Source organism: Methylobacterium sp. 1030, from assembly GCF_040544715.1.
In the GTDB taxonomy this organism is placed as follows: domain Bacteria; phylum Pseudomonadota; class Alphaproteobacteria; order Rhizobiales; family Beijerinckiaceae; genus Methylobacterium.
This window is the reverse complement of record NZ_JBEPKM010000010.1, coordinates 24,762-51,592: the sequence shown is the minus strand read 5'-3', so window position 1 is coordinate 51,592 and position 26,831 is coordinate 24,762. Positions and strand designations below refer to the sequence as shown.

22 protein-coding genes are annotated in these 26,831 nt (G+C 70.4%); 11 read left to right on the top strand and 11 right to left on the bottom strand.

The features are described from left to right. The first annotated feature begins 141 nt into the window (after positions 1–141). From ABIC30_RS15835 to ABIC30_RS15820, 4 genes are all read left to right on the top strand, one after another. A complete protein-coding gene (locus tag ABIC30_RS15835) occupies positions 142–1,404 on the top strand; it encodes an MFS transporter (RefSeq protein WP_020091891.1) in 1,263 nt (420 codons plus the stop codon). A 225-nt stretch (positions 1,405–1,629) separates the two neighbouring features. Continuing rightward, entirely contained in the window at positions 1,630–2,922 is a 1,293-nt protein-coding gene (locus ABIC30_RS15830; protein WP_020091892.1) for an MFS transporter, read from the top strand. A gap of 6 nt (positions 2,923–2,928) precedes the next feature. Next, positions 2,929–4,149 carry a CaiB/BaiF CoA transferase family protein gene (locus ABIC30_RS15825; RefSeq protein ID WP_020091893.1) on the top strand — a complete coding sequence of 407 codons (1,221 nt, stop codon included), beginning with the start codon at positions 2,929–2,931 and terminating at the stop codon, positions 4,147–4,149. A 23-nt stretch (positions 4,150–4,172) separates the two neighbouring features. Beyond that, on the top strand, positions 4,173–4,985 hold the full coding sequence (locus tag ABIC30_RS15820; protein WP_020091894.1) for an enoyl-CoA hydratase/isomerase family protein: 813 nt from the start codon (positions 4,173–4,175) through the stop codon (positions 4,983–4,985). A gap of 252 nt (positions 4,986–5,237) precedes the next feature. Here ABIC30_RS15820 and ABIC30_RS15815 read toward each other — a convergent pair whose 3' ends face one another. The 4 genes from ABIC30_RS15815 to dctP all read right to left on the bottom strand — a co-directional run bounded on the left by ABIC30_RS15815 (position 5,238) and on the right by dctP (position 8,960). Further along, a complete protein-coding gene (locus ABIC30_RS15815; RefSeq protein WP_020091895.1) occupies positions 5,238–5,705 on the bottom strand; it encodes a YbaK/EbsC family protein in 468 nt (155 codons plus the stop codon). Positions 5,706–5,899: 194 nt separating this feature from the next. Continuing rightward, positions 5,900–7,252, bottom strand: coding sequence for a TRAP transporter large permease (locus tag ABIC30_RS15810; RefSeq protein ID WP_020091896.1), 1,353 nt, complete (start codon positions 7,250–7,252; stop codon positions 5,900–5,902). After that, a complete protein-coding gene (locus ABIC30_RS15805) occupies positions 7,249–7,941 on the bottom strand; it encodes a TRAP transporter small permease (protein ID WP_020091897.1) in 693 nt (230 codons plus the stop codon). Before ABIC30_RS15805 ends, ABIC30_RS15810 begins: the two co-directional genes overlap by 4 nt. Further along, the gene (gene dctP, locus ABIC30_RS15800) at positions 7,938–8,960 is read right to left on the bottom strand and encodes a TRAP transporter substrate-binding protein DctP (RefSeq protein WP_020091898.1); all 1,023 of its coding nucleotides are present in this window, start codon (positions 8,958–8,960) and stop codon (positions 7,938–7,940) included. Before dctP ends, ABIC30_RS15805 begins: the two co-directional genes overlap by 4 nt. A 193-nt stretch (positions 8,961–9,153) precedes the next feature. Between dctP and ABIC30_RS15795 the strand changes: the two genes are divergently transcribed. Both ABIC30_RS15795 and ABIC30_RS15790 read left to right on the top strand, forming a co-directional pair. Continuing rightward, on the top strand, positions 9,154–9,807 hold the full coding sequence (locus tag ABIC30_RS15795) for a GntR family transcriptional regulator (protein WP_020091899.1): 654 nt from the start codon (positions 9,154–9,156) through the stop codon (positions 9,805–9,807). A 183-nt stretch (positions 9,808–9,990) separates the two neighbouring features. Then, entirely contained in the window at positions 9,991–10,920 is a 930-nt protein-coding gene (locus ABIC30_RS15790; protein ID WP_020091900.1) for a class I SAM-dependent methyltransferase, read from the top strand. A 31-nt stretch (positions 10,921–10,951) separates the two neighbouring features. On the opposite strand, the gene ABIC30_RS15785 is transcribed toward ABIC30_RS15790, so the two are convergent. The 5 genes from ABIC30_RS15785 to ABIC30_RS15765 form a co-directional block, all read right to left on the bottom strand. Further along, on the bottom strand, positions 10,952–11,632 hold the full coding sequence (locus ABIC30_RS15785; RefSeq protein ID WP_020091901.1) for a GntR family transcriptional regulator: 681 nt from the start codon (positions 11,630–11,632) through the stop codon (positions 10,952–10,954). A gap of 21 nt (positions 11,633–11,653) precedes the next feature. Continuing rightward, positions 11,654–14,641, bottom strand: a complete 2,988-nt coding sequence (locus ABIC30_RS15780) for an FAD-binding and (Fe-S)-binding domain-containing protein (protein ID WP_026604747.1) — start codon at positions 14,639–14,641, stop codon at positions 11,654–11,656. Positions 14,642–14,849: 208 nt separating this feature from the next. After that, positions 14,850–16,655, bottom strand: coding sequence for an IlvD/Edd family dehydratase (locus ABIC30_RS15775; RefSeq protein WP_020091903.1), 1,806 nt, complete (start codon positions 16,653–16,655; stop codon positions 14,850–14,852). A gap of 156 nt (positions 16,656–16,811) precedes the next feature. Then, complete coding sequence (locus ABIC30_RS15770) at positions 16,812–17,579, bottom strand: SDR family oxidoreductase (protein WP_020091904.1); 768 nt, start codon at positions 17,577–17,579, stop codon at positions 16,812–16,814. A gap of 2 nt (positions 17,580–17,581) precedes the next feature. Then, positions 17,582–18,295, bottom strand: a complete 714-nt coding sequence (locus ABIC30_RS15765) for a GntR family transcriptional regulator (RefSeq protein WP_020091905.1) — start codon at positions 18,293–18,295, stop codon at positions 17,582–17,584. A 119-nt stretch (positions 18,296–18,414) separates the two neighbouring features. Here ABIC30_RS15765 and ABIC30_RS15760 point away from each other — a divergent pair, with 119 nt between their 5' ends. The 5 genes from ABIC30_RS15760 to kce are packed head-to-tail and all read left to right on the top strand — an operon-like array spanning position 18,415 to position 24,982. Beyond that, the gene (locus tag ABIC30_RS15760) at positions 18,415–19,674 is read left to right on the top strand and encodes an ABC transporter substrate-binding protein (RefSeq protein WP_020091906.1); all 1,260 of its coding nucleotides are present in this window, start codon (positions 18,415–18,417) and stop codon (positions 19,672–19,674) included. A gap of 7 nt (positions 19,675–19,681) precedes the next feature. After that, positions 19,682–20,557, top strand: coding sequence for a branched-chain amino acid ABC transporter permease (locus ABIC30_RS15755; protein ID WP_020091907.1), 876 nt, complete (start codon positions 19,682–19,684; stop codon positions 20,555–20,557). A gap of 14 nt (positions 20,558–20,571) precedes the next feature. Next, positions 20,572–23,130: a branched-chain amino acid ABC transporter ATP-binding protein/permease gene (locus ABIC30_RS15750; RefSeq protein ID WP_020091908.1), complete on the top strand. Its 2,559-nt coding sequence runs from the start codon at positions 20,572–20,574 to the stop codon at positions 23,128–23,130. Then, on the top strand, positions 23,127–24,050 hold the full coding sequence (locus tag ABIC30_RS15745) for a 3-hydroxyacyl-CoA dehydrogenase (protein ID WP_020091909.1): 924 nt from the start codon (positions 23,127–23,129) through the stop codon (positions 24,048–24,050). Before ABIC30_RS15750 ends, ABIC30_RS15745 begins: the two co-directional genes overlap by 4 nt. A 2-nt stretch (positions 24,051–24,052) precedes the next feature. After that, the gene (kce, locus tag ABIC30_RS15740) at positions 24,053–24,982 is read left to right on the top strand and encodes a 3,5-dioxohexanoate:acetyl-CoA acetone transferase (protein ID WP_020091910.1); all 930 of its coding nucleotides are present in this window, start codon (positions 24,053–24,055) and stop codon (positions 24,980–24,982) included. Positions 24,983–25,158: 176 nt separating this feature from the next. Here kce and ABIC30_RS15735 read toward each other — a convergent pair whose 3' ends face one another. Together ABIC30_RS15735 and ABIC30_RS15730 are read right to left on the bottom strand one after the other, a co-directional pair. Continuing rightward, complete coding sequence (locus tag ABIC30_RS15735) at positions 25,159–25,440, bottom strand: DUF167 domain-containing protein (RefSeq protein ID WP_020091911.1); 282 nt, start codon at positions 25,438–25,440, stop codon at positions 25,159–25,161. Between the two features lie 10 nt (positions 25,441–25,450). Further along, entirely contained in the window at positions 25,451–26,818 is a 1,368-nt protein-coding gene (locus ABIC30_RS15730) for an FAD-binding oxidoreductase (protein WP_234082416.1), read from the bottom strand. Between the last annotated feature and the right edge of the window lie 13 nt (positions 26,819–26,831).

The window sequence follows — 26,831 nt, the reverse complement described above, 5'->3', positions numbered from 1 at the left end:
GGCACGCTTGCTGCATTGCCCAGTCAGCCGCGCCTGCTGCGGCGGCGGAGCAACGACGCTCCAAACAGCGGACGGTGTGAGTCCGGATCCCCGGCATGAGCGACCGCACGGCGGTTCGCCCACTTACGACGAGCACCAGCTATGGCCAGCTTCAAAACGGTGATGAAGTCGGGTCACCCCCCGACGCTGTTCGCGGCATTCCTCTACTTCGATTTCTGCTTCGCCATCTGGGTCCTGAACGGCGCCATGGGCCCGTTCATCACCGAGACCTACAAGCTGACGCCGGCCCAGACCGGCTTCATGATCTCGCTACCGATCCTCGCCGGTGCGCTGATGCGCTTCCCGCTCGGCGTCCTGGCCCAGTATATCGGCCGCAAGAACGCCGCGATCACCGAGATGGTCGTGATCATGCTGGCGATGGCCTACGGCTATCTCTTCGTCTCCTCCTACAACGACGTGCTCGCCATGGGCGTGCTGCTCGGCATCGCCGGCGCGTCCTTCGGCGTCGCGCTCTCCCTCGGCTCCGGCTGGTTTCCGCCGGAACATAAGGGGCTGGCGATGGGCATCGCGGGCGCCGGCAATTCCGGCACCGTGCTGGCCGTGCTGTTCGCTCCGCCGCTGGCCCAGGCCTACGGCTGGCAGACCACCTACGCCTTCGCGGGCCTCGTCATGCTGCTGCCGCTGGCGGTCATGATCGTGCTCGCCAAGGAGCCGCCGGATTGCGAGCACCAGTCCTTCAAGGAGCACGTCTCCTGCCTGTTCACGAAGGATGGCTGGGCGTTCTCGCTGATCTACGTGATCACCTTCGGCGGCTTCATCGGCCTGTCGAACTTCCTGCCGACCTTCTTCTACGAGCAGTTCGCGGTGACGAAGGTCGAGGCCGGGCGGCTGACGATGCTGGCGGCCTTCATGGGCTCCGGCATCCGGATCGTCGGCGGCTACTTCGCCGACCGGATGGGCGGCATCGCGGTGCTGTCGGTGGTGCTGCTGGCGGCGATCGCGACCCTGCTCTCGCTGACCGCGACCCCGTCGCTGGCGCTCACGACGCTCCTGTTCATGCTGTGCTTCGCGGCGCTCGGCGCCGGCAACGGCGCGCTGTTCCAGCTCGTCCCGCTGCGCTGGCCCACCAACACGGCGGTGGCCGGCTCGATGATCGGCGAGATCGGCGCGCTCGGCGGCGCGATCCTGCCGAACGTCATGGGCCTGTCGAAGCAGTATACCGGCTCGTTCTCGCTGGGCTTCGTCGGCTACGCCGTCTTCACCGCGATCGTGCTCGGTTGCCTCGCCCTCTGGCAGCGCAAGTGGGTCGGGAGCTGGGTCGGGCCGCGCGGCAAGGCGCTCGGCAAGGCGATCGGCACCCCGACCGAGGCCGAGCAGGGTCAGCTCCGCCCCGCGACGGCCTGACCGGCGCCGCGGCGCCTCCCGGCGACGACCGACACGATACGGGGGCCCGGGCGGCCCCCGTTTTCAGTTGCACCCCGTGGAATGAATTCACGTGCCGGATGCACGTCGGCGGTTGCGTTCCGCCGCGCGACGCGTTTGAATAATGCATTACGAAAGAGCGCCCGGTCCGAGAGCCGAGGTGCCCGGCGACCGCGCGAGGCGGCGCCCCCATGGGAGGAACGGTCGATGTCGAAGCGCTTCAGCGCCACGAACGGCGTGCTCGGCCTGCTCTGTCTGATGTACTTCATCACGTATCTGGACCGGGTGAACATCGCCACGGCCGGTGCGGAGATCATGCGCGATTTCGGCATGTCGAAGACCGATTTCGGTCTGATCCTGTCGGCCTTCGCGTACCCCTACGCGATCTTCCAGGTGATCGGCGGCTCGGTCGGCGACAAGTTCGGCGCCCGGCGCACGCTGCTCGCCTGCGGCGTGATCTGGGCCTCGGCGACCATCCTGACCGGCATGGTCGGCGGACTCGTCAGCCTGTTCATGGCCCGGGTGCTGCTCGGCTTCGGCGAGGGCGCGACCTTCCCGACCGCGACCCGCGCCATGCAGAACTGGACGGCGCCCGGCCGGCGCGGCTTCGCGCAGGGCATCACCCACGCCTTCGCGCGGCTCGGCAACGCGGTGGCGCCGCCGATCGTGGCGTTCCTGATCTACCATTTCGGCTGGCGGACGAGCTTCGTCATCCTCGGCGCGGTGAGCTTCGTCTGGGTCGCGATCTGGTGGCTGTACTTCCGCGACGACCCATCCGAGCATCCGGCGATCACCGAGGCCGAGCTCGCGACGCTGCCGCCGCCCCGCCAGGTCGGCGCGAAGCAGAGCGTGCCGTGGGGTGCCCTGACGCGCCGGATGCTGCCGGTCACCGTCACGTATTTCTGCTACGGCTGGACGCTGTGGCTCTTCCTCGGCTGGCTGCCGAGCTTCTTCAAGGAGAACTATAGCCTCGACCTGAAGAACTCGGCCCTGTTCGCCTCGGGCGTGTTCTTCGCCGGCGTCGTCGGCGACACGGTCGGCGGCCTGCTCAGCGACTCGATCCTGCACCGCACCGGCAAGGTGAAGCTCGCGCGCCTGTCGGTGATCGTGATCGGCTTCCTCGGGGCGGCCGCGAGCCTCGCGGGCGTGTTCATGACCCGGGACCTGACCCTCGTGGCGCTGCTGCTGTCCTCCGGCTTCTTCTTCGCGGAACTGGTGATCGGACCGATCTGGTCGGTGCCGATGGACATCGCGCCGAAATACGCCGGCACCGCCAGCGGGCTGATGAACACCGGCTCGGCGGTGGCGGCGATCGTCTCGCCGATCGTCTTCGGCGTCATCGTCGACGTGACCGGGAGCTGGACGCTGCCGTTCGTCGGCTCGATCGGCCTGTGCCTGCTCGGCGCCGCGCTGGCCTTCACGATGCACCCTGAGCGGGAATTCGTGGATCCCGTCACGCCGCCGGTCGGCCCCGCGGCCACCGTCCCGGCCGGGGAGTAGCGCGCGATGGCGGAGACGATGAAGCGGTCGGGTCCCCTCGCCGGGATGCGGGTGATCGAACTCGCCCACATCATGGCCGGGCCGGTCTGCGGGCTGATGCTCGCCGACATGGGCGCGGAGGTGATCAAGGTCGAAAAGAGGGAGGGCGACGACACCCGTCGCACCGTCCCGCCCGCCCTCGAGGGCGAGAGCGCGGCCTACATGATGATGAACCGCGGCAAGCGCGGACTCAGCCTCGACCTGAAGGATCCGGACGGCGTCGCGGTCCTGCGGCGCCTGCTCAAGGGCGCGGACGCCCTGATCGAGAACTACCGCGGCGGCACGATGGAGCGCCTCGGGATCGGGTACGAGACCCTCAAGGTCGAGTTCCCGGAGCTGGTCTACTGCTCGCTCTCCGGCTTCGGCCGCACCGGTCCCTACGCCGACCGGGCCGGGTTCGACCTCGTGGCCCAGGGCATGAGCGGCCTCATGTCGGTGACCGGGGAGGGGCCCGGGCGTCCGCCGATGAAGTGCGGGCCGCCGGTCACCGACATCACCGCCGGCATCCTGGCCGCCATGGGCATCCTCGCCGCCTACGCGAACCGGCTCCGCACGGGCCGGGGCCAGGCGGTCGACACGTCGCTGTTCGAGGCCGGCATCACCCACACCTACTGGCAGTCGGCCATCGCCATGGCGACCGGGGTCGCGCCCGGGCCGATGGGCTCGGCCCATCCGCTGAACGCCCCCTACGAGGCCTTCGAGACCGCCGACGGCTGGATCACGATCGGCGCGGCCAACCAGACCAACTGGCTGCGCCTGCTGAAGGCCATCGGCGCCGACGACCTCGCCGAGGACCCGCGCTTCGCGCTGAACCGCGACCGGATGGCCAACCGGCACGCACTCGCCGCGACCCTCGCGCCGATCTTCCGGGCCCACGGCTCGGCCGAGTGGCTCGCCCGGCTGGAAGCCGGCGGCGTCCCGGCCGGCCCGGTCCTCGACGTGAACGCGATGCACCGGGACCCGCAGACCCTCGCCCGCGAGATGGTGGTCGAGGTCGATCACCCGCGGGTCGGCCGCATGAAGACGCTCGGCCTGCCGGTGAAGTTCTCCGAGACGCCGGGACGCGTGCACGGGCCGGCCCCGTTGCTCGGCGAGCATTCCCGCGCGATCCTGGCGGAGGCCGGCTACGCGCCGGCCGAGATCGACGCGCTGATCGCGCGGGGCGTGGTCCGCGAGACCGCGGCCTGACGCCGCCACCCGGAGACCCGCGCATGACCGCCAAGCCCGCGACCGACGAGTTGCTGTTCACCGCCGACGAGGCCGGCATCGCCCGCATCGTCCTGAACCGTCCGCAGGCGCGCAACGCGCTGACCTTCGCGATGTATCAGGGCCTGATCACCTGCTGCGAGGCGATCGCCGCGAACCCGGCGGTCAAGGCGCTGATCATCACGGGCGCGGGCGACAAGGCCTTCGCGGCTGGGACCGACATCGCCCAGTTCCGCGACTTCAGCACCGCCGAGGACGCGCTGGGCTACGAGCGCTTCATGGACAGGGTGCTGGGCTCCCTGGAGCGGCTGCGGGTGCCGACCATCGCGGCGATCGCCGGGGCCTGCACCGGCGGCGGCGCGGCCATCGCGGCGGCCTGCGACCTGCGCATCGCCACGCGCGATGCCCGCTTCGGCTTCCCGATCGCCCGCACCCTCGGCAACTGCCTGAGCCAGGGCAACCTCAAGCGGCTCTCCGGCCTGATCGGCCCGGCGCGAGTCAAGGACATCATCTTCACCGCCCGCCTCGTCGGCGCCGAGGAGGCGCTCGCCATCGGCCTCGTGGGCGAGGTGGTCGACGATCGGATCGCGCTCACGGAGCGGGTCGATACGCTGGCCCAGCTCTTGGCCAACCACGCGCCGCTGACCATGCAGGCGACCAAGGAGGGTCTGCGGCGGCTCGCCGAGGAGGAGGCCGGCGCCGAGGGCGCGCCGCATCCCGGCGATGACCTGATCCTCATGTGCTACATGAGCCAGGATTTCCGCGAGGGCATGGAGGCGTTCCTCGGCAAGCGCCCGCCCAACTGGACCGGGCGCTAGGGCCGCACCGGAGGGTGTTGCGACGGTCCGGATAGAAGGCGTCTTCGGTGTCGAGACAGTGGCGCCATGCCCCCTTTCCCGGGCGGGAGAGGGTTGGGGTGAGGGACGAGAACGTTCAGGATCAAGAGCGCGATCCTCCGTCGACGGCGCGCGCCTCGTCCGGAGAGACCTGATCCCTCACCCTGTCCCTCTCCCGCGCGGGAGAGGGGATCCGCGCCTCGTGCGGAGCGGGAATGGCGCTGGCCACGCCGCTCAGCTTGGCAGCGCGCAGACATCGATCCAGGCGGCGCCGGTGAGCGCGGCCATCCGAGCCGGCGCGATCCGCACCGAGCTGTGGGTGCTGCCGGCCGCCGGCACCACCTCGTCGAACGCCCGCAGCGAGACGTCGCAGTAGACCGGCAGCGGCGTCGACAGGCCGAAGGGGCAGACGCCGCCCACCGGATGGCCGGTGAGCGCCTCGACCTCGCCGAGGTCGAGCATCCGCACCTTGCCGCCGAAGGCAGCCTTGGCCTTCCGGTTGTCGAGCCGCGCGTCGCCGCGCGTCACCACCAGGACGACCTGATCGCCGACCCGGATCGAGAGCGTCTTGGCGATCTGGGCCGGGGCGACGCCGTGGCCTTCCGCCGCCTCGGCAACGGTCGCGGTGCTGGTCTCCAGCACGATGACCGCGATGTCGGGCGCCTTCTCGGCGAAGAAGGCGCGCACGGAGGCGAGGCTCATGGTTCGGTCCGAAGCTCGGGATCGGGGCGGGGCGGCGCGCGCGCTGCCATAGGCGGCTCCGGTCGCGCCGGCCAGCGCGCCGACGCGGGCCGCCGCTGCGCGGGACGCGGCGCTCGCGCGACCACGTTCCCTCACGCGACAGGCCCCTCTCCGGGCGGAGAGGGGCCTGCCTCGCACGGGCCGGATGGATCGAGCTACCGGGTCGTCGTGAGCAGCAGGTCCGGCAGCCACATCGCGATGCCCGGCACGAGGCACAGGATCAGGATTGCCACCGCCATCAGGATCACGAAGGGCAGGGTGCCCCAGATGATGTCCGAGAGCGGGATGTCCGGGGCGATGTTCTTGATGACGAAGATGTTGAGGCCCACCGGCGGGTGGATCAGGCCCATCTCCATGGTGATGGTCATCACCACGCCGAACCAGACGAGGTCGAACCCGGCGGCCTTGAGCGGCGGCAGGATGATCGGCGCCGTCATCAGGATGATCGAGACCGGCGGCAGGAAGAAGCCGAGCGCGATCACCAGCGCCAGGATGGTCACCAGCAGCACCCACGGTGACAGCTGCATCGCGACGATCGCGGCGGCGGCCGACTGCGAGATGTGCAGGTAGCTCATCACGTAGGCGTAGAGCAGCGACATGCCGATGATCAGCATCAGCATGGTCGATTCCCGCAGCGTCGCCGTCAGGATCGGCGTGACGTCGCGGAACCGCCAGACGCCGTAGATCGCGGCGATCAGCGCCAGGGCCATCAGCCCGCCGAGGCCCGCGGTCTCGGACGGCGTGGCGTAGCCGCCGTAGAGCGCCACCATCACGCCGGTGAGCAGGACCACGAAGGGCAGGACCCGCGGCAGCGTCGAGAAGCGCTGCGCCATGCTGTACTGCTCGTCCGCCAGGATCGGCGAGGCCGGCCCACCGCGCTCCAGGGCCACCTTCGCGGCGGCGTATTCCGAGCGGAAGCGCACCATCGACCACGCGGCGAACAGGCCCACGAGCAGGAGCCCCGGCCCGATGCCCGCGAGGAACAGCCGCCCGAGCGACTGCTCGGCCGCCACCGCGTACAGGATCATGGTGATCGAGGGCGGCAGCAGGATGCCGAGCGTGCCGCCCGCCGCGATGATCCCGGCCGCGAAGCCCGGCGAGTAGCCGCGCTTGCGCATCTCCGGGATGCCGGCCGAGCCGATCGCCGAGCAGGTGGCCGGGCTGGAGCCCGCCATGGCGGCGAAGAGCGCGCAGGCGAAGACGTTGGCGATGCCCAGGCCGCCCGGGATGCGGTGCATCCAGGCGTGCATGGCCGTGTAGAGATCCTGGCCGGCCTTGGACCGCCCGATGGCCGCGCCCTTCAGGATGAAGAGCGGGATCGACAGCAGGGTGATGGAGGCCATCTCCTCGTAGACGTTCTGCGCCACCGTATCGAGGGAGGCCCCGGGCATGAACGCCACCATGAAGGCGAGCGCCACGAAGCCCAGCGCGAAGGCGATGGGGATGCCCGAGAGCATCGCCCCAAGGGTCGCGCCCGCGTACAGGAAGCCGATCGCGGCCGTGCTCATCGTTCAACCTTCGCGGAAACGGTCTGACCCATCGGGTCCGGTCCCCGGGGCGCGACCTCGGCCGCCCCGTGCATGTCGCGATTCACGTCGGCCCCGAGCCCGATCTTGGGCTGCGCCCAGCCGGCGGCCCGGGGCCCGTAGGCGAGGGCCTCGGCGATCTGGAGGACGAACTGGACGCACAGCAGGCTCATGCCGACCGACATCAGCGTGTAGGGGATCCAGAGGGGCGGCCCCCAGGTCGATTGCGAGACCTGCCCGTCGACCCAAGCCTCGTGATCGAGCGACCAGCTCTTCCACGCGAAGAACAGACAGAAGGCGAGGCTGACGATGTCGGCCAGCAGGAGCCGGACCCGGTTGGCGGCGGGCGGGAGGAGGCCGGTCAGGGCCTCGATCGCCACGTGCCCGCGCTTGGCCTGCACGCCGGCCGCCGACAGGAAGGTGGCCCCGATGATGAGGTACACCGCCATCTCGTCCTGCCACTCCGTCGGCTCCTTCAGGAGGTAGCGGACGACGACGCTGTGGGTCAGGACGAGGCAGGCTGCCACCAGGCAGAGGCCGCCGACGGCCAGGATCACCTTGTTCAGGAGGCGCATGCCCCGATCGAAGGTGCCGAGGAGGCCCGGAAGGCGCGGTTCCTCGGCCCCGCGCGCCTCCGGAGCGGCCGTGGCCGCGTCGAAGCCGTGGCTCACGCGACCTGCTCCGCGAGCTTCAGCAGTTCCGCGCAGTTCGCGTTCTTGGCTGCGTAATCCTTCCAGGCCGTGCTGCGGGCGAGATCACGCCACTGGCCGAGGGACTTCTCGTCGACTTGGACGACCTTGGCGCCGGCCTTCGCGAAGATTTCCTCGACGCGGGTGTCGTCCTCCTTCGCGCCGGCCTGGCCGAAGGCCTCGAGCTCCGTGCCGACCGCCATGATCAGATCCTGCTGCTCCTTCGGCAGGCCCGAGAACACGATCTTGGACATCATGATCGGCTCGAGCATGAACCAGTAGGAGCGCTCGCGCCCCGAGGTCAGCGCCTTGGACAGCTCCTCCAGGCGGAAGGAGATCAGGCTGGTGGATGAGGTGATCACCGCGTCGCAGGCGCCGGTCTGCATCGCCGCGTAGGACTCGTTCGACGGGATCGAGAGGGTGGCCGCGCCGGCCTCCTTCATCATCATGTCCATCTCGCGCGAGCCGCCGCGGACCTTCATCCCCTTGGCGTCGGCCGGCGCCACGAGGGCGCGCTCCCGGCTCGCGACGCCGCCGGCCTGCCAGACCCAGGAGACCAGGATGATGCCCTTCGCGTCCAGGATCTCGGTGAGCTTGCGGCCGACCGGGGCCGCCTTCCACGCCACGGCCTGCGCGTAGGACGTCACGAGGGCGGGCATCAGGCCGATATTGAGTTCCGGAATCTCGCCGCCCGCATAGGGGCTCGGGTAGAGCGACATGTCGAGCGCGCCCTTGCGCATGGCGCCGAACTGGGCGTTCGTCTTCATCAGCGAGGAGCCCGGGTAGACCTGGACGTCCAGGGCGCCCTTCGAGCGCTCGCCGACCATCTTGGCGAACTTCCGGCACATGCGGTCGCGGAAATCGCCCTCGTCGATCGTGCCGCCGGGGAACTGGTGGGACAGCTTCAGCGTCGTGGCCGCCTGCGCGCTGTTCAGGCCGAACCGCAGGATGGCCGGTGCCGCGAGCGTGGCCGCGATCAGCGATCGACGAGTTGGCGTCATGGAGCTCTCCCGCACCGCAAACAACGCGGCGTAATTTTGTGCGCTGCAATAGTGCGGCGCCTCGTTGTATGCATGGAAAACCGCCTTGTATATTTTGTCAATGCTCCAGCATAATGTCCGCGCGTGCCGAACATCCGCCGGCCTCAAGTGCGGGGCGGCGCGCGACCCGTTCATCGGGGGAGGGAACGGCGGCATGAGCCACGCGCAGCGGCTGCGGCAGCGAATCGAGGATGAGATCGTCTCGGGCGAGCTCGCCTTGGGATCGCGACTCGACGAGAACCAGCTCGCGGCCCGCTTCGGGGTCTCGCGCACGCCCATCCGAGAGGCGCTGCTGCAGCTCGCCGTCACCGGCCTCGTGCAGACGAAGCCCCGGCGGGGAGCGATCGTCAGCGCGCCCGAGCCGCACCTGCTGCTCGCCATGTTCGAGACGATGGCGGAGATCGAGGCGGCCTGCGGCCGTCTCGCGGCGCGCCGGCTCGTCCCCGAGGACGCCGCCGCGCTGCGCGCCGCGCTGGAGGGCTGCCGCGCCGCCCTGGCCACCGAGGACACCGAGGCCTACTACGCCGAGAACTACGTGTTCCACACCGTCGTGTACCGGGCGAGCCGGAACGCCTTCCTGGCGGAGCAGGCGCTGTCACTCCACCGCCGCTTGGCCCCGTATCGCCGGCTGCAGCTGCGCGTGCGCCAGCGCCTGCCGCAATCGCTGGCCGAGCACGAGGCGATCGTCGCCGCGATCATCGCGGGCGACGAGGCCGGCGCCGCGGAGGCCCTCCGGGGCCACGTGATCGTCCAGGGCGACCGCTTCACCGATCTGGTGGCCGGACTGCGGGCGCCGAGCGCTGCCTGAGCGGCGGGGGGCGCGTCGCCCGCGATAATTGTGTCGACGGCCTGTCCGAATCCGGGCCCGGCCCGGGGATCGTTCCTTCATCCCGCCCTAACCCTGCCGGCAGGTCGGACTGCGTAGGTGTTCCGCCCGACTCGACCATAAGTTGCAGTCCCGGCATTGTCGATCCGGAGCCGGGGATCGATCATGCTGAAGGACGTCGTCAGGAGCGCGGGCCGTCGCGCGGGGGTGGATATCTTCCGGGCCAGCCGGGAAGCGTTCCGCTGGAGCCACACGGTCCACGATTACTACCCCGTCGTGCCGTCCGCGCGCTGGTCGCCGGGCCGGGCGCCGCACGGCCAGCTCAAGGCGGTGCTCGCCCGGTCGCACGCGGCCTACGACAGCTTCCTCACGGAACTCGAGGCGCGGGCGGACCTGCTGCACAGCGTCCCGCATGATGCGCCCGTGACCGGTGGGGCGACGCCCCACTGGAACAACACGTGGTTCACCGCCCTCGACGGCGCCGCGCTGATGACCATGCTGGCCTGGAAGCGCCCGTCTCGGTTCTTCGAGATCGGCTCGGGCTGCTCGACCTGCTTCGCGCGGCACGCGATCGACACCCTGAACCTTCCGACGCGGATCACCTCGATCGATCCGATGCCCCGCCGCGAGATCGACGCGCTCTGCAACTGGACCGTGCGCAGCCCGCTGGAATCCTGCGACCTGAAGATCTTCGAGGAACTGAAGGCGGGCGACATCCTCTTCTTCGACGGTTCGCACCGCTCCTTCGCGAATTCGGATGTGACGGTGTTCTTCTTCGAGGTGATGCCGCGCCTCGCACCCGGCGTGATCGTGCAGATCCACGACATCTTCATCCCGGACGACTACCCGTCCGCCTGGAACTGCCGATTGTACAACGAGCAGTACCTTCTGGCGGCGATGCTGCTGTGCGGCGCGCCGCCGTTCCGGGTGACCGTGCCGGTGATGTATATCTGCCAGGACCCGGCGATGAGCGCTCGGGTCAAGACGGTCTTCGCCGCCCGCGGCACCGGCCCCGACATCCCGTTCCTCTACGCGAACGATTCCCGCACGCCGGGCGCGTCGTTCTGGTTCGAGATGACCGGGACGCCCGGCTGATCGCGGGCGTGGTCTACCGTGGTCGAGGCGCTCAGGCGGTCTCGGCCGCACCGTAATTGGCGGCGATCACCGACTTCTTCCCGCGGATATGCTCGCGCATCAGGACGGCCAGCGCCGCGCCGTCCCGGGCGCGCAGCAGCGCGATCATGCGCTCGTGCTCGGAGACGGCGCGGGCCCACTGCTCGGGTGTCTGGTGGGCGGAGTAGCGCGAGCGCTGGATCCGGCCGGACAGGCTCTCGTAGATGTTGGCGAGGATCGTGTTGCGGCTCGCCGCCATGATCCCCTCGTGGATGCGCCGGTTGTGGCTGAAGTAACCGGCCTCGTCGCCCGATTTCCAGGCCTCGACCATCGCGTCGTGGTCGACCACCAGGGCGTCGATGTCGGCGTCGGTGATCGTGCGGCAGGCGAGGTCACCGGCCGTCGCCTCGAGGCCGGCGATCACCTCCATCATCTCCTCGAGTTCGCCGTCCGAGATGCTGGCGACGCGCGCCCCGCGATTCGGGAGCAGTTCGAGCAACCCCTCCGTCGCCAGGATCTTGATCGCCTCGCGGAGCGGCGTCCGCGAGATCCCGAAGCGCTCGGTCAGCTCGCTCTCGTTGATCCGCGCCTTCGGCTCCATCTCACCGGACCGGATCAGTTCGCGCATGCGCTCGGCGACCTCGTCGTGGAGGTAGCGGCGGCTGATGCCGATCCCGGGCTCGATTTTATTCATGGTCCCCCGACACACGTCAGGTCAGTGCGACCTGTGGTCTATGTGTAGGTGCCCGGCAATGGAGTGTCGAGGCACGAGGGCCCGATCCAGCACGCGGGCCACATGTTCCGCCTGGAGACCCAGCCCGTCGTGGATCTGGTGACGGCAGCTCGTCCCGTCGGCCACCACGAGGTCGTCGGGCCCTGCGGCGCGTAGCGCCGGGAACAGCGACAGCTCCGCCATGGCGAAGGACGTCTCGATCGATTCCGGCCGGTAGCCGAAGGCACCCGCCATCCCGCAGCAGCTCGACTCGATGACCCGCAGGTCGAGCCCCGGCACCGCCCGGAGCACCGTCTCGACCGAGCCCATGACGCCGAAGGATTTCTGATGGCAGTGGCCGTGCAGGTGCGCGACCCGGCCGCCCTGATCGGCGAACGGCAGCGCGATGCGTCCGGCCGTCAGGTCGGCGGCCAGAAGCTCCTCGAACAGGAACGACTGCTTGGCCAGCAGCGCGGCCTCTTCGCCGGGCAGGAGCGCCGCGAACTCGTCCCGGAAGGTGAGCAGGCAGGACGGCTCCAGGCCGACGACCCGTGCCCCCGCGCGCAGGAACGGCAGCAGCGCGTCGAGGGTGCGGCGCGCCTCCTGGCGCGCCCGGTCGGTCTGGCCGGCGGAGAGCCAGGTCCGGCCGCAGCAGAGGGGGCGCCGGCCGCGGGACGGGTAGACCCGGTGCAGCCGGTAGCCGGCCGCCTGAAGCACCCGCTCGGCCGCCTCGAGGTTCTCCCGCTCGAAGGCCCGGTTGAAGGTGTCGCCGAACAGGATCACATCGCGGAAATCGCCCGCGACGTCCTGCGCGTGGGCGGGCTCGCCCTGCTCGCTCCAGGGCCGGCGCCAGCGCGGCAGCGAGCGCTTGGCCGAGAGGCCGGCGACGCGCTCCGAGAGGGCGGCGAGGGCCGGGTACCGGTCCCGCAGGTTGAGGAGCGGCGCCAGCCGCGCGGCGGCCCCGGCGTAGAGCGGCATCGTCGCGATGAGGCGCTCCCGCAGGGGCAGCCCGTGGCGGGCGTGGTAATGGTGCAGGAACTCGATCTTCATCTTGGCCATGTCGACGCCGGTCGGGCACTCGCGGCGGCAGGCCTTGCAGGAGACGCAGAGATCGAGGGTGCGCTTCATCTCCGGGCTGGTGAAGGCGTCCTTGCCGAGTTGGCCCGAGATGGCGAGCCGCAGGGAATTGGCCCGGCCCCGGGTCAGGTGCTGCTCCTCCCGGGTTGCCCGGAAGGAGGGGCACATGGCGCCGCCGACGAGCTTCCGGCAGGTGCCGTTGTTGTTGCACATCTCGACGGCGGAGCCGAAGCCGCCCCAGTCCGACCAGTCGAGGGCGGTCTTCATCGGCGCCGAAACGGCGTAGTCCGGTTTGAAGCGGAACAGGCTGCGATCGTCGAACTTCGGCGCCCGCACGATCTTGCCGGGGTTGAGCCGGTTGTCCGGGTCGAACGTGTCCTTCACGGTCTCGAAGGCGCGGGTGAGCGTCGCGCCGAACAGCGGCTCGACGAATTCCGAGCGCGACAGGCCGTCGCCGTGCTCGCCGGAATACGAGCCCTTGTAGCGGCGCACCAGCTCGGAGGTCTCCTCCGCGATCGCCCGCATCCGCCGGACGTCACCGGCCTCCTTCATGTCGAGGATCGGGCGGACATGCAGGCAGCCGACAGAGGCGTGGGCATACCACGTGCCGCGGGTGCCGTTCTTGGTGAAGACCTCTGTCACCGCGTCGGTGTAGTCGGCGAGGTGCTCCAGCGGGACGGCGCAATCCTCGATGAACGAGACTGGCTTCGCGTCGCCCTTCATCGACATCATGATGTTGAGGCAGGCCTCGCGCACCTCCCAGACGGATTTCTGGCGCGCGGGCTCGACGACCTCCACGACGGCGTCTGGGAAGCCGTGATCGGCCATGCAGGCGTCGAGGCGCTTCAGGTCGCGCCGGAGCGACGCGAGGTCGTCGCCGGCGAACTCCGTCAGCAGAAGGCAGTTCGGCTTGCCCTTGGTGATGTCGGCGAGCGTCGTGCGGAACAGCGGGATATCGGCGCCGAGCACGAGGACGTTGTTGTCGACCAGCTCGACCGCCACCGGGTCCAAGCCGACGATGTGCCGCGTCGTCTGCATGGCCGCCCGGAAGGACGGGAAGTGGCACACGCCCATCACGCGGTGTGTCGGCAGGCGCGAGAGCTTCAGCGTCACCGCGGTGGTCGCGGCCAGCGTGCCCTCGGACCCGACGAGCAGGTGCGCGAGGTTCGGCTGGGCCTCGATCAGCGAATCGAGGTTGTAGCCGCCCACGCGGCGCTGAACCTTCGGGTAGTGCGCCTCGATCTCGGCGCGGTGGTCCTCGGCAAGGCCGCGCATCCGCGCGGCGAGCGCCGCGGCCCGATCCGACCCGTTCACGCCCGGATGCGCGTTTCCGGTCGGGCCGAAGCCGAAGGCCTCGCCGTCGTGGAGCAGCGCCTCGATCGCGAGGACGTTGTCGCTCATCTTCCCGTAGCGCAGGGAGCGGGCCCCGCAGGAATTGTTGCCCGCCATGCCGCCGATGGTGCAGCGGGTGGCCGTCGAGGGCTCGACCGGGAAGAACCAGCCGTCGGCCTTCACTCGGGTGTTCAGGCGCTCCAGCACCATGCCGGGCTCGACGGTGATCGTTCCGGCCTCCGCGTCGTAGGCCAGGACGCCGTTGAAGTACCGCGAGCAGTCGACGACGAGGCCGGACCCGATCGGCTGGCCGTTCTGCGAGGTGCCGCCGCCACGCAGGATTACCGGGGCGCCGTGCTCGGCGGCGATGCGCAGGGTCGCGGCGATGTCGGCGGCGGAGCGCGGCAGCACCACGCCGGCGGGCATGATCTGGTAGATCGACGCATCGGTGCTGTAGCGTCCGCGCGTGAAGGCGTCGAAGCGCGCCTCACCCTGGAGCTGCTCCGCCAGCCGGCGCGGCAAACCGGCCTCGAGGCGCGCCGCTGCACGCGGCGCCGGAGCATCCGCCCTCGCTTCCGTCACGATCGATCCCTCCCGAGATGGGACGCGCCCACCCGCGGGGAAATGTATTCAAAATTCACTGCGGCGCAAATCGGCCGCCGTGTCACGCTGGCAGCGGGCGGCCGGAGTCCTGTACTGCGCCGGGCCTCGCGGGCTGCCGCGAACCTCGCCCGGCGCGCGGGCCGTCGCAGCCCCGCGTCCGCCCGTCGGGCGGGTTCTGGTAACGGCCTCAGTGGTTGTCCCGCGGCACCCCGGAGGCCTGCGCGACCTTCTGGAACTTCACCGCGCCCTTCAGCACCATGCCCTGGTCGAGCTGGTCGACCTGATCGCGGTAGATCTCCTGCCAGGGCGTCTGCGTCGCCGGGTAGGGATATCCGCCGCGCGCCGCCAGATCCGAGCGCCGGCGCGCGATCTCCTCGGCCGGGAGCAGGATGTCGGCGCTCCGGCGGTTGAGATCGATGCGGATGCGGTCGCCGCTCTGCAGCAGGGCCAGCCCGCCGCCCACGGCCGCCTCGGGAGACGCGTTCAGGATGGCGGGCGTGCCGGAGGTGCCGGATTGCCGGCCGTCGCCGATGCAGGGCAGCGAGGTGACGCCGCGCCGGATCAGGGCGCCGGGCGGCTGCATATTCACCACCTCGGCGGCGCCGGGATAGCCGATCGGTCCGGCCCCGCGCATGATCAGGATGGTGTTCTCGTCGATGTCGAGCGCCGGGTCGTCGATCCGCGTGTGGTAGTCCTCGGGACCGTCGAACACGATCACCCGCCCCTCGAAGGCCATCGGATCGTTCGGATTGCGCAGGTAGCGGGCGGCAAATTCCTCCGAGATCACGCAGGTCTTCATGATCGCGGAATCGAACAGGCTCCCCTTGAGATTGAGGAAGCCGGCGCGCTCCATCAGCGGCTCGCCGTAGGCGCGGATCACGTCGCGGTTCCAGCTGTGCCGCCCGCGGTAGTTCTCGCCGACGGTCCGGCCGTTGCAGGTCAGGGCACCCTCGTGGACCTTCCCGGCCTCGATCAGCTCGGCGAAGACCGCCGGCAGGCCGCCCGCGCGGAAATACTCCTCGCCGAGCCAGCGGCCGGCGGGCTGCATGTCCACGAGCAGCGGGATCTCGAACCCGACCCGTTCCCAGTCGTCGCAGCTCAGCGGCACGCCGATATGCTTGGCGATGGCGTTGATGTGGATCGGCGCGTTGGTCGAACCGCCGATCGCGGCGTTGGCCACGATCGCGTTCTCGAAGGCCTCGCGGGTCAGGATGTCAGAGGGCTTGAGGTCTTCCCAGACCATCTCGACGATCCGCTGGCCGGTGGCGTAGGCCGCCTGGCCGCGCTCGCGGTAGGGCGCCGGGATCGCCGCCGAGCCGGGCAGCGCGAGGCCGAGCGCCTCGGCGAGGGCGTTCATCGTCGAGGCCGTGCCCATCGTGTTGCAGTGGCCCGTGGACGGTGCCGACGACCCGACGATGTCCATGAACTGCTGGAAGTCGATGTCGCCGGCGGCATGCCGCTCGCGCGTCTTCCAGACGATCGTGCCGGACCCGGTCAGCTCCTTCTGGAAGTAACCGTTGAGCATCGGCCCGACGTTCAGCGAGATCGCCGGGATGTTGACGGTGGCCGCCGCCATCAGACAGGCCGGCATGGTCTTGTCGCAGCCGGTCAGCAGCACGACGCCGTCGAGCGGGTAGCCGTACAGCACCTCCACCAGCGACAGGTAGGCGAGGTTCCGGTCGAGCGAGGCGGTCGGCCGCTTCCCGGTCTCCTGGATCGGGTGGCAGGGAAACTCGAAGGCGACGCCGCCGGCCGCCGTGATGCCGTCCCGCACCCGCTTGGCGAGCTCGACGTGATGGCGGTTGCAGGGCGAAAGGTCGGAACCCGTCTGGGCGATGCCGATCAGGGGCTTGCCCGACCGCAGCTCCTCCGGCGTCAGCCCGTAATTGAGGTAGCGCTCCAAGTAGAGGGCGGTCATGCCCGGGTTGTGCGGGTTGTCGAACCAGGCCTTCGAGCGCAGGTCGGCGGGCGTGATCCGGCGTTTGTCGCTCATGGTCGCTTCCTCGCATCCTGGGGCCGGCGCTGGCGGTCCGGCTCGTGTCTTCCGCTACCGCGGCGGGCGTCGCGGCCGCGGTCGCGGCGCCCTGAGCTCGATCTTGCAATACTCTGAGGATTGATCCGCCGCAGCATCTCCGGCGCTGGATTAATTTCAGGACAGCATCCGGGTGTCACCATCGATGGAAATGGCCTGCCCCGAGATCGTCCGGCCACGCGGCGAGCAGAGCAGCAGGATCTGGTCGGCGAGCTGCCGCGCCGTGACGTACTCCTTCACCGACACGAACGAGAACGCCCGCGCCTCCATGTCGGCGAAGCTCGTGCCCTGCTGCTGGGCCTTCGATTCGAGTACCCGGCGCTGGCGATCCCCGGCGACGAGACCCGGGAGGATCGCGTTCACCCGGATCCCCGCGCCGCCGAGCTCGATCGCCAGGGACTTGGTGAAGCCGATCACCCCCCACTTGGCGGCCGCGTAGGGGCTGCGCAGCGCGAAGCCGAACTTGCCCGCGGCCGAGGAGAGGTTGACGATCGAGGCGTTGGCGCTCTGGCGGAGGTGCGGCACCGCCAGCCGCGCGCAGTTGAACTGGCTGGTCAGGCAGACCGTGAGGCAGCGATCCCACTCCTCGGGGGCGATCTCCTCGACCCGGCCGGTCGGACCGGCGATCCCGGCATTGTTGACGAGCACGTCGAGGCCGCCGAGGAACTCGACCGCCTGGTCCATCATCGCGGCGACCGCGTCGCGGTCGGCGACGTCGGTCCGGCTGCGCCCGACGGTGTCCGGCAGCGCGGCCAAGGCGTCTATGTCGATATCGCAGGCGAAGACGCGCGCGCCTTCGTCCAGGAAGGCGTCGACGATCTCGCGACCGATTCCGGCAGCGCCCGCCGTCACCAGGACCCGCAGGCCGGCAATCCCCAGATCCATGATCAATCCTCTCCCTGAACGTCCCGCAATCCGCCGCGGGTCAAGATGAACTCCGCGGCTTCCCGGATGTCGGCGGCGATCGCGGCCGCGGCTGCCGCGCCGTCCCGGATCTCGATGGCCGAAACGGCCTCGGCGTGCCGGCGCAGAGCGAAGCCCTGGAGGAGGCGCTCCGGGTGGGCGCGCAGATCCAGGTTGATCACCGGGCCCGCCTTCAACCAGAGCCGCGCGATGATCTCCTGCAGGGGTCCCAGTCCGCAGGCGCCGTAGATGGCGAAATGGAGGTCGCGGTTGAGCTGGACGGCGCGCGCCCTGTCGGGCTCCGCCGCCTCGGCCTCGGCCCGGAAGGCCGCCTCGGCGCTCCGTATCGCCGCGAGTTCGGCGGCCGTCCGCCGCTCGGCCGCCCGCGCCACCGCGATGCCCTCGACCGCGATGCGGGTCTCGACCAGGGCCCGGAACGCGGCCGCGCCCATGACCGGCACCCGGATCACGCGATTCGGCGCCACCTCCAGCACGCCGTCCGCCGCGAGCCGGCTCACCGCCTCGCGCACCGGCATGACCGAGACGCCGAGGGCCGCGGCGCTCTGCCGAAGGGACAACCGGTCGCCCGGCGCCAGCCGCCCCGAGGCGAGCAGGTCCGACAGGGCCTCGTAGACGGTGTCGGACAGGGTCCGCCGCTCGAGCTGGGGCAGGTCGGCCAGCGCCGAAGTGGAATTCATATGCCGACACTAGACGGATCCGGCACTATCGCGCTAGTGATCTGTGATCACAGTTCGGGTGAGGGCCGTCAGAGCCCGCCACAACAACCCGGCTGGAGGACACGCACGGGAGCGGAACGATGACGGACCGGTACGGGGATTCCCTTTCTCGCCGCAGCCTCCTGCGCGCCGGCGGCGCGGCGCTCCTCGCGCCGGCCCTCGCGAGCCCGGCGCTCTCCCAGGGGCAGTCCGAGGTGATCCGGATCGGTCACCTCACGCCGCGGACCGGCTTCCTCGGGCCGCTCGGCGAGTTCGCCGTGCAGGCGGCCCAGCTCGCGGTGGAGGAGATCAACGCCGCCGGCGGCATCGCGGGCCGGAAGGTCGAGCTCCTGTCGGAGGACAGCGTCAACCCGCAGACCGCCTCGGCCAAGGCCGAGCGCATGGTCCAGCGCGACCGCGTGGCGTGCCTCGTCGGCGAGATCAACTCGGCCTCCGCGCTGGCGATCAGCCAGGTCGCCCAGCGCGAGAAGATCCTGTTCATCAACACCGGCGCCAACTCGGACGCGCTGCGCGGCTCCGACTGCAAGCGGTTCATGTTCCACGTCGAATCGCAGAACACCATGATGGTGCGGGCCTGCGGCCGAGCACTGCTCGACCGGGGCCTGATCAAGGGGCGCAAGGTCTACGCGCTCACCGCCGACTACGCCTTCGGCCACGATCTCCTGAAGCAGGCCAAGAAGTACTTCGCCGCCAACGACGCCACCCTCGTCGGCGAGGATCTGATCCCGACCGAGCTCACCGACTTCTCACCGTTCCTGCTCAAGCTCCGTCAGGCCAAGCCGGACCTCGTGATCTGCAACCTCGCGGGCGCGCAGATCACCAACTTCCTGAAACAGTACAGCGAGTTCGGCCTGCCGTTCCCGGTCGCCGGCTTCGGCTTCGACACGGCGCTGGCCTGGGGCGCCGGGCCGGGGAACTTCCTCGGCACCTGGCCGGTGATCTGGCACCACCAGATCGACTCGCCCTCGGCGAAGAAGTTCGTCGCCGCCTTCAAGGCCAAGTACAAGAAGCCGCCTGAGAACCAGGGCTGGGGCGACTACACGGCGATGAAGATCGTCGCGCAATCGATGAACGAGCTCAAATCGACCGAGTCGATCAAGGTCGTGGAGCACCTGGAATCGGGCGCGAAGTTCGACATCGCCAAGGTCCGCGAGGGCTATTTCCGCCCCTGGGACCACGAGCTGATGCAGGAGATGTTCGCGATCACCGCCCTGCCGGCGGACCAGGTCAAGAACCCCTACGACATCTTCACCTCGACCGGCCCGCTGCCCGGTCCCGGCGAGAGCCTGGAAGTGCTCGCCACGACCCGCGACGAGAACGCCTGCACCTTCCCGGCGTGAGGCGTCCATGCAGCTCGTCTTCATCCTGGAGCAGGTGCTCAACGGCCTGCTGATTGGCGTCCAATACCTGCTGATCGCGCTGGGCCTGTCGCTGATCTTCAGCCTCGGCGGGATCGTGAACCTTGCCCACGGCGCCTTCTACGCGATCGGCGCCTACATGACCGTGCTGCTGACGCCGACCATCGGCTTCGGCGGCGCCCTCATCGCCTCGCCGCTCGCGGTGGCGGTGCTCGGCCTCCTGATCGAGCGGTTCCTGCTCCGGCGCTTCTACCGCGGCGACCCGACGCTCGGCCTGCTCCTCACCTTCGGGCTCGCGATGGTGGCGGAGCAGGCGCTGCGCATGGCCTTCGGGGCGGCGCCGGTGCCGTTCGGGATCCCGAGCTGGCTGCGCGGACAGATCTTCATCGGCGACCTGATCTACTCGCGCTACCGGCTCTCGATCCTCGTCGTGGCCCTCGCCTGCGTCACCGGCCTGTGGCTGCTCCTGACCCGCACCAGCTTCGGGCGGGTGGTCCGGGCCGGCGTGCAGAACCCCGACATGGTCGCGGCGCTCGGCATCTCGCTCCGGCCCTACATGACCGCCGTGGTGACGATCGCGGTCGGGCTCGCGGCGCTCGCCGGGACCATGATGGCGCCGGTCACGGGCGTGCAGCCCGCCATGGGCGCCGAGATCCTGACCTTCGCCTTCGTGGTCGTGGTGATCGGCGGTCTCGGCTCCTTCTGGGGCGTGGTGCTCGCCGCGCTGATCGTCGGCGTGGTCCGGGGCCTCACCGCCTACGCCTACCCGCCGGCCACCGAGGCCGCCGTCTACGCCCTCATGGTGCTCGTCCTGCTGCTGCGCCCGCGCGGCCTGTTCGGCGAGCACATCGCCCGGTTCGAGTGAGCGGAGAGCGTCCCATGTCCGGAACCGCCGAGCCGCTGCCGCTCGCCCTGCCGCAGCGCGGCCTGATCCTGCGCGAGAGCCGCCAGCTCTGGGCGGCGCTCGCCGCCCTGATCGTCCTGCCCTTCGCCCTCGACGCGATCGGCCTGACGCTGATCACCGCCACCGACGTGGTGATCTTCGCCCTGGCGGTGCTCGGCCTCAACATCCTGGTCGGCTGGACCGGGCTCACGTCGTTCGGCCACGGGGCGTGGTTCGGGATCGGCGCCTACGCGGTGGCGATCCTCCAGATGCGCCTCTTCCCCGGCGACATGGCCCTGCCGCTCCTCGGCGCCCTGGCGATCACCGGGCTCGCGGCCCTCGCCGCCGGCGGCCTGATCCTCCGGCGGCGGGGCGTCTACTTCTCGCTCCTGACCCTCGCGTTCACGGCGATGCTCTACGCCATCGCGTTCCGCTGGACCGACCTCACCGGTGGCGAGAACGGCATCGGAAACCTGCACCGCTGGGCGGCGCTGCAGGAGCCCGGCGCCTACTACGCCGCGGTGTCCGGTATCGCCTTCGCGGTCCTGATCGCCCTGTGGCGCTTCCGGCGCTCGCCCATGGGCACCGTCCTGGTGGCGATCCGCGAGAACGAGCAGCGCGCGGGATTCCTCGGCTACGCCACCAACCGCTACAAGCTCGCGGCCTTCGTGATCTCGGCGACGATCACCGGGCTGGCGGGGGCGCTCGCGGCCTACAGCCACCGCTTCACCTCGGCCGACCCGATCTCCATCGCCTTCTCGGGAGAGCTGCTCGCCATGGTGGTGATCGGCGGGATGCGCTCGTTCCTCGGGCCGGCGCTCGGGGCGCTGTTCTACATCCTCTTCCGCGAGTTCCTGTCGATCTACACCGCCGATTGGCTGCTGTATTTCGGCCTGCTGTTCGTCGCCTTCATCGTGTTCTCGCCGGACGGCCTCGTCGGCATCGCGGCGCGGCTGCTCAAGCCGTTCCGGCGCGTCCCGACCGAGGGCGCGGCCATGTCGGCCCGCCGCGCCGGCGCCTCGGGCCGCGTCCCGGCCCGCTTCATCGCGGAGGGGCGCGGCGACGGCCCGGTGCTGGTCGCCGACGAGATCCGGAAGAGCTTCGGGCCCGTGAAGGCGGTGCGCGGCGTGTCCTTCGCGGTGGCCGACCGGACGCTCCACGCCCTGATCGGACCGAACGGCGCCGGCAAGACCACCGCCTTCAACCTGCTGTCCGGGATGTTCCGCCCGAGCGGCGGCAGCATCCGACTCGACGGAAGCGAGATTGCCGGCTTGGAGCCGCACGCCATCACCCGCGCCGGGATCGGCCGCTCGTTCCAGATCACCAACCTGTTCCCGGGCCTCTCCGTGGAGGAGAACGTTCGCCTCGCGGTGCAGGCCCGGCACGCCGCGCATTTCAGTCCCTGGCGGGACGCGCTGGCCGTCCGCGAGATCGCCGACGACACCGCCGAGCTGCTGCGCTGGACCGGCCTGTCCGGCATCGAGCGGGCCGAGGCCGGCAGCCTGTCCTACGGCGGCCAGCGGCTGCTCGACATGGGGCTGGCCCTGGCCACGCGGCCGCGCGTGCTGCTGCTCGACGAGCCCCTCGCCGGGCTCGCGGCGGCCGAGCGCGAGCGGGTCGGCGACCTGATCAAGGCGCTCTCGGCCGACATCCCGGTGCTCCTCGTCGAGCACGACATCGACCGCGTCTTCCGCCTCGCCGACCGCGTCACCGTGATGGCCGACGGCGCCGTGCTGGTCGACGGCTCGGTCGCGGACGCCCGGGACGACGATCGGGTGCAGGCGGTCTATCTCGGCTCGGGCACGGCGGCGATCGCCGCGAAGCCGCGCGCCAGCGCCGCCGAGGCCGAGACGCTGCTCGCCATGGAGGGCGTCGACACCTTCTACGGCAAATCGCACATCCTGAACGGGGTGAACCTGGCGGTGCGCCGGGGCGAGGTCGTGGCGCTCCTCGGACGCAACGGGGCCGGCAAGTCGACACTGCTCAAGACCCTGATCGGCACCGCGCCGCCGGCCGCCGGCCGGATCGTCCTCGCCGGCAAGGACATCGCCGGCCTGTCGCCCGACCGGATCGCCCGGCTCGGGATCGGCTACGTCCCGCAGGGGCGGGCGCTGTTCGCCGGCATGACCGTCGCGGAGAATCTGGGCCTCGGCCGGCTGCGGCGGCTCACCGGCGCCGGCATCCACTGGGACGAGGAGAAGGTCCTCGAGTTCTTCCCTCGCCTGAAGGAGCGCTGGACCGTCGACGCGGCCCGCCTGTCCGGCGGCGAGCAGCAGATGGTGGCGGTGGCCCGCGCCCTCTCGGGGGACACGCGGCTCCTCCTCCTCGACGAGCCCTTCGAGGGCCTGTCGCCGGCCGTGACGGAAGAGCTGTTCGAGGCCTTCGACCGGCTCCGCCGGGAGATCGCGATCATCCTGGTGGACCACCACCTCGACCTCGCCCTGGCGCTGTCCGACCGCACCGTCGCCCTGGAGCGCGGCAGCGTGCAGTGGACGGGCGAGTCGCGTCTCCTGCGCGAGGATCAGGAGTTGAGGCGGAAGGTGCTGTGGCTATGACCGAGAGCGTCGCGATCGTCGGCGCCGGCCTGATCGGCCGGGCCTGGGCGATGATCTTCGCCCGTGCCGGCTGGGACGTGCGCCTGTTCGATCCCGCGGCGGGCGTCGCCGAGGCCGCGATCCCGCTCTGCGCCGAGGGGCTGCGGACCCTGGCGGCGAATGACCTCTGCGCGGATCCCGCGGGTGCCGCGGCGCGCATCCGCGCGGCCGGCACGCTCGCGGCCGCCCTCGACGGCGTCGCCTTCGTGCAGGAGAACGGACCGGAGCGGCTGGAGGTGAAGCGGAGCCTCTTCGCGGACCTCGACGCCGCGACGCCGCGGGAGGCCGTCATCGCCTCGTCCTCCTCGGCGATCCGCTGCTCCCTGTTCACCGAGGATCTGCCCGGTCGGGCCCGGTGCCTCGTCGGCCATCCGGTGAACCCGCCGCACCTGATCCCGCTGGTGGAGATCTCCGGCGCGCCGTGGACGGCGCCCGAGGCACTGGCGCGGGCCCGTCAGGTTTACGAGCAGATCGGGCAGGTCCCGATCACCGTGTTGAAGGAGATCGAGGGCTTCATCCTGAACCGGCTCCAGGGCGCCTTGTTGGCGGAGGCGTTCCGCCTCGCCTCGGAGGGCTACGTCACCCCGCAGGACCTCGACAAGACCGTCGCGGACGGCCTCGGCCTGCGCTGGAGCTTCATGGGTCCGTTCGAGACGATCGAGCTCAACGCGCCCGGCGGCATCGCCGATTACTGCGCGCGCTACACCGGTTTCTACAAGAGCCTCGCCGCCGACCCGGCGCCACCCTCGGTCTACGAGGCGCCGGCCACCGAGGCGATCCTGGCCAAGTGGCAACCGCCGACCGATCTGCCCGCACGCATGAACCGCCGCGACGCGCGGCTGGCGGCGCTCCGCGCCCACAAGGCTTCACGGAAGGACTGAGCATGGCCTCACAGCGGAAAGTCATCATCACCTGCGCGGTGACGGGCGCGATCCACACGCCCAGCATGTCGCCGCACCTGCCCGTGACGCCCGAGGAGATCGCCGACGCGGCCATCGGTGCCGCCGAGGCCGGCGCCGCCATCGTCCACCTGCACGCCCGCAACCCGGAGAACGGCCAGCCCGACCAGACACCCGAGGCCTTCGCCAAGTTCCTGCCGGTGATCAAGCAGCGCACGAACTGCGTGGTGAACATCACCACCGGCGGCGCGCCGACCATGTCGATCGAGGAGCGTGTGCGCCCGGCCGCGACCTTCCAGCCGGAGGTCGCCTCGCTGAACCTCGGCTCGATGAATTTCGGCCTGTTCGGCATGCTCGACCGATTCAAGGACCTGAAGCACCAGTGGGAGCGGGACTATCTCGGCAACAAGGACATCATCTTCCGCAACACGTTCGGCCAGATCGAGCACATCCTGACGACCTGCGGCCCGAACGGGACGAAGTTCGAGTTCGAGTGCTACGACACCGCGCATCTCTACAACCTGAAATACTTCTTCGACCGCGGGCTGGTGCAGGCGCCGCTGTTCATCCAGACGGTCTTCGGCCTGCAGGGCGGGATCGGCGCGCATCCGGACGACGTGATGCACATGAAGCGCACCGCCGACCGTCTATTCGGCGATCAGTACCGCTGGTCGGTGCTGGGCGCGGGCCGCAACCAGATGAACATCGCCGCCATGGCGGCCGCGATGGGCGGCAACGTCCGCGTCGGCCTCGAGGACAGCCTCTGGGACGGTCCGGGCAAGCTCGCCGAGACCAACGCCGCGCAGGTCCGGCGGGTGCGCGCGATCATCGAGGGGCTGGGCCTCGCGGTCGCCTCGCCCGACGAGGCGCGCGAGATGCTGGCGCTGAAGGGCGGCGACAAGGTCGCGTTCTGATCGATCAGTCGATGGACGATGCGTCGCGGAAGGTGGGACGCATCGTCCGAGAGCGGCTGACGTTCAGGCTCTTCCGTCCTTGCGAGCGCAGCGAAGCAATCCAGGCGCGCCTCAGGCCTCCGATCGCGCGCAACACTGGATTGCTTCGCTGCGCTCGCAAAGACGTAGGCGAGCGCTCACGGCGAACCGAACACGCGATCCAGATCCGCCTGCGCGACGCCGTCGATCTCCAGGATCTTCAGCCGGCTCTGCTCGCCGGTCACGATGCGGACCGAGCCGCGGCTGACCTTCAGCGCCTTGGCGATCAGCGCGACGAGCGCCTCATTGGCCGCGCCCTCGACCGGCGGGGCGGCGACGCGGACCTTCAGGTAGGGCTGCCCCTTCTCGTCCCGGGCCCAGCCCTCAGCGGCGTCGCGCCCCCCGCGCGGCGTCAGGCGCACCGCCAGACGGATCGCCACGGCGGAGCCCTCAGAAGATCTTGCCCGGGTTCAGCCGGTTGTCCGGATCGAGCGCCCGCTTCACGAGCCGCATGACGGCGATCTCCTCGGGCGAGCGTGACAGCTTCAGCTTGGCCCGCTTCTCGAGCCCGATCCCGTGCTCCGCCGAGACGGAGCCGTTCAGCTCCGCCAGCGGCTCGTAGATCGCCGCATCGATCGCCGCGTTGCCGGCGGCGTCGAGGCGGGTGGTGTTCCAGTGGAGGTTGTTGTCGCCGATATGCCCGTAGACGACCGCCCGGCAGCCCGGGATCGCCGCGAGCCGGTCGAGCGCGCCGCGGACGTAGCCGTCCATCCGCGCGAGCGGCACGCTCACGTCGAAGGCCCGGTCGATCCCGTCGGCGTTCAGGTGCTCGACGCGGTCGCGGATCCGCCACATGCCACGGCGCTGCTCCTCCGAGGCGGCGACCACGGCGTCGAGGATCGTGCCGTCTCCCATCAGCCCTTCCAGCAGGCCGAGGAACCGGTCCGATTCCTCGGGGACGCACTCGACCTCGATGATCGCGTAGAACGGGTAGTCCGGTCCCAGCGGCGGGGTCGCGCGCCCGGGTGCCGTCATCAGCCGGTAGAAGTCCGGCCACAGGCCTTCGAACGAGGAGACACGCCCCTGGAAGGCGCTCTGCGCCGCCCGCAGCACCCGCGCGCCGTCGTCGACCCCGGGGCACGCGATCAGCGCCGTCGCGTAGCCGGCGGGCTCCGGCCGCAGGCGGATGACCGCCCGCGTGACGATGCCCATCGTGCCCTCGGTGCCGAGGAAGAGCTGCTTGAGGTCGAGCCCGGTATTGTTCTTGATGAGCGGCCGCATCGACGACACGACCGTGCCGTCGGCGAGCACCGCCTCCAGGCCGAGCACCATCTCGCGCATCATGCCGTAGCGCAGCACCCGCAGGCCGCCCGCGTTGGTGGAGATCGCGCCGCCGATCGTCGCCGAGCCGCGGGCCCCGAGATCGAGGGGGAAGAACAGGCCCGCCGCGGACGCGGCGTCCTGCACGCTCTCGAGGGTCGCGCCGGTGCCGACCACCACCGTCATGCCGAGCGGGTCCACCGGCTCGATGCCGGTCATGCGCTCGGTCGACAGGGTGATCTCGTCGGGCTGGCAGAGCGTTCCGTCGACGAGGCCGGTGGCGCCGCCCCGCGGGACCACCGCGACGCCCGCCGCGTGGCAGGCGGCCATGACGGCGCCGGTCTCCTCCGTGCTGCGCGGGCGGACCAGCGCCAGCGCGGCGCAGGGCTCGGTCGGGCGCGTCCAATTAGCCGAGCGTCCCCGCAGCTCCGCGCCGGTGACGAGACCGGACGGTCCGACGATCGCGGCGAGGCGGTCGAGGAAGGCGGTGTCGGTCATCGGCATCATCTCG